Raw genomic sequence first — 3,240 nt, forward strand, 5'->3', positions numbered from 1 at the left:
CCCGGGGGCGGGGTAACCACGAGCCGCACCCGGTCTCCGGCCTGCAGCGCCATTCCCGGTGACTGGGCTGGCGAGAGGGCAACCCCGACGATCGATGCCCCGTCCCCGGGAACCGTCTCCGTGGTGGTGGCCCCAGGCGTGATCAGCCCGCCCTCAGCGATGTCGAGCGCAGCTCGCTTCCCGACAAGGTCGTCGAACGCGGAGGCAGCCACGCGGGAGAGGGCTGGATCAGCGCTGACCCGGACCCGCGCGAGGTCGTCTTCCGTGATCAGTGAGCCGCGCTCGATGGTGGACCGCGCGACCAGGACCTCCTGCGTGTTCGTGGTCGACGTCCACGCCCAGGCGGCGAGCAGTGCCCCGAGACAGATCGCGGCGACAGCACCCGCTACCAAGGCTGGCCGACGCCGGAGCTTGGGAGGCGGTACCAGCGGAGGGGAGGGCAGTGTCGACCCGCGCTCGGCGCTCCTACCGTTCATTGTGGTGGTGCTGGTCATGTTCGATACCTCTCCGGTCGCGGTGCCCGCTACTGCACGAGCACCTGCGCTTCCCCGACGGCGATCGCGACGGATCGCCGTAGTCCGTTCAGGCGGATGACCCCCGACTGCCCAGCTCCTGTCCACTCCACGACCCAGTCCGAGCTCGCGGTGACGGTGAACTTGCCGTCCTGCTCTCGTGAGCTCGACGTCGCATAGACATGGCCGCAGGTGGGCGACTCCTGCTTGCCGTACTCCGGCTTGTACGGCGTTCCCGCGTTGCGACACACCACCTCGGTGCCATCGCCCATGTCCCACGTGACCCTGTGAACCCTGGCCGTGGCTGTGATCGTGATCCCGCCGGCCGAGGCGCTCGCTGTGATCGGCCCGAACGTGTGGTCGTCGGGGCCTGCAGCCCACATCCAGACCGGCATCCCGACCAGACCTACGCTGGCCGGGCCGGGTTCGGGGGCAAGCCCGATGTTGATCGCCTTGAGCTGCATGTCCTCGATCGCGAGCCGGGCGACCTCGCCAGGCGTCGGCGTGGTGCCTGAGTCGGGCGGCGGATCCTGCGACCAGAGGTAGACCAGGATCCCGGTCTGAGGTTGGTAGCAGTGGTAGACGGCGCCGTCGCCTGGTTCGTGCCCCTGCCATGCGGGGTCTCCAGCGGGTGGCACCGGCGTCGCCAGCTGGATGTAGCAGTTCAAGCCGTTGGACCAATAACCCGCATCCGACGAACACGGCACCGGCCCCGGCGGGGGCTGCGTGATACCGAGAGCCGTGCCATCCCACACGCACGACTCCCCGCCGCTCGTCTCCACCGGAGCGTCATCACCCTCTTCTCCGGGGGTGCCGGGAGTGCCAGGCACCTCCACCCAGACGAGGCAGACACCGGTTTGCGGGTCATTGACCTGGCACTCGGTGTCCGCGAAGACCGGAGCCGGGTCAAGCAGCAGTAGAGGTGCCATGACCATAAGGAGAAGCAGGACTCGCGTTATGCACGATCGCATGGCGGGCGCTCGAGATTCTGGCTGGAGGCGACACGCCACGAACCGCTCGGGTCCGCCTCAAAGTTGTAGTTGGAGACCAGATAGCGAATCCACCCGGTGTCGGGTCGGTCATCGCTGACAACCGACGTTCCGTTCCTGTCAAGGATGTCGACGCCCCCGACGTCGTAGCACACGTCGACCTGGACCGTGGGTACCCGACCGCCATCGGGATCAGAGTTGTCGAGTACGACTCCCTCAACCGTGAGCTCGGCGATCTTCGTACGGCCGGTCTGGTGCTGGCCCTGTTCGCGCTCTCGGGCGAACAAGGTCCGTTGAGCAGCGAGTTCCCCGCCGATGGCGACGCTGCGGAGCTTGGTGAGCTTCACGGTCGGGTCCGTGCGAAGCTCGTCGCGAACTTCGTAGAAGGTCCGCACTAGTGTCGATGCGTCGGCGGCTGCTGCCTCGTTGGGGGGTCGTAGGCGACGTCGCCGAGGTCGCTGGCGGTGAGACAGAGTCGGCGGTTCTTGGCGGGTCACTTGCGGGTAGGCCCGGCTCGTCGTCGGCGCAGCCGGTCACTGCGGCCAGCAGGAGTGCTGCAGTCGCGAGTGCGTGGGCTCCCCGTGAAATCGTCATCGCCGAGTTCCTGACTTCCCTCGCGGGGGCGCCCCGAGAAGGAACCGGCGGAGAACTTTGTGGCTCCCGGATAGAACTCCGTCAGAACTAATTGAGGCACTGCATACCCGTCCCACGCAACTGTCTCCCATGATTTTCCCTCCTCGCTCCGATTGATCTGCAGGCTCTCTCCTCCAGGTGCGGTCGCCGCCCCACCGTCCATTCGCCCGTCCTCGCCCTGAAGGTCGTCCTTCTCGACATACACCGTTTGCAGAACGAGGTGGGCTCTGTGGGCCCTGCGGCCTGTGGACAACCGGCCGTTCGGCCGGCCTGTGGAGCACTCTCAGCACCTGCATGACAGGGAGGTGTGCACCGGTGACCGTCTCGATGCGTGTGATGTCGGCGGGCAGGGGCTACGACTACCTGCTCAAGAGTGTGGTCCGCGGGGATCGCAGCATGGGCGCTGCTTCTCCGCTCACGAGGTACTACACCGAGGAGGGCACGCCACCAGGCCGGTGGCTCGGCTCGGGGCTCCATGCACTCGGCAACGGTGAGATCAGGCGAGGGGACGAGGTGACGCCCCAGCAGCTCGCATTGCTTCTCGGCAGTGGTCGGGATCCGGCGACTGGCGAACCGCTCGGTCGAGCGTTCCTGGAGTACGAAGGGTTGAAGGCCCGGGTTGCGGCCCGGGTGTCCAACCTCCCGCGTGACCTCAGCGACGAGCAGCGGCGCGAGGCCGCGGCCACGATCGCGCGCGAGGAAGTCGCAGTCGGAACGCGACGTGCCGTCGCGGGCTACGACTTCACCTTCAGCGTCCCCAAGTCAGTCTCCGCGCTCTGGGGTGTTGCGGACGAGGGAGCCCAGGCACTCATCCTCGAAGCCCACCACCAGGCGCTCTACGAGGTAGTCGCGTTCCTCGAGCGTGAGGTCGCCACGACCCGTCGCGGAGTCGATGCGGGCGACGGCGCTGTGGCGCAGGCCGACATCGTCGGGATCGTCGGGACGGCGTACGACCATTGGGACTCACGTCTTGGTGACCCGCAGCTCCACACGCACGTCGTCATCTCCAACAAGGTCAAGACCGCAGAGGACGGGCGGTGGCGCAGCCTGGACGGACGGCCACTCCACGCGGCCGTGGTGGCGCTGTCGGCTCACTACAACGCGGT

Annotated in this window: 4 protein-coding genes; 1 reads left to right on the forward strand and 3 read right to left on the reverse strand. The window is 67.3% G+C overall.

Translation table 11 applies throughout. The annotated features are described in order from the left end of the window. From K4G59_RS19680 to K4G59_RS19690, 3 genes are all read right to left on the reverse strand, one after another. The coding region (locus K4G59_RS19680; RefSeq protein WP_231252762.1) for an SAF domain-containing protein at positions 1-494 on the reverse strand (494 nt) is incomplete at its 3' end. Positions 495-523: 29 nt separating this feature from the next. After that, positions 524-1,441 (reverse strand): hypothetical protein, encoded by a 918-nt coding sequence (locus tag K4G59_RS19685; protein WP_231252763.1) that lies wholly within the window; start codon positions 1,439-1,441, stop codon positions 524-526. Positions 1,442-1,467: 26 nt separating this feature from the next. Continuing rightward, a complete protein-coding gene (locus K4G59_RS19690) occupies positions 1,468-1,848 on the reverse strand; it encodes a hypothetical protein (RefSeq protein ID WP_231252764.1) in 381 nt (126 codons plus the stop codon). Positions 1,849-2,449: 601 nt separating this feature from the next. On the opposite strand from K4G59_RS19690, the gene mobF reads away from it, so the two are divergent. Continuing rightward, positions 2,450-3,240 (forward strand): MobF family relaxase (gene mobF / locus K4G59_RS19695; RefSeq protein ID WP_231252765.1); only part of this gene is annotated, 791 nt, incomplete at its 3' end.

This window comes from Nocardioides furvisabuli (assembly GCF_021083185.1).
In the GTDB taxonomy this organism is placed as follows: domain Bacteria; phylum Actinomycetota; class Actinomycetes; order Propionibacteriales; family Nocardioidaceae; genus Nocardioides; species Nocardioides furvisabuli.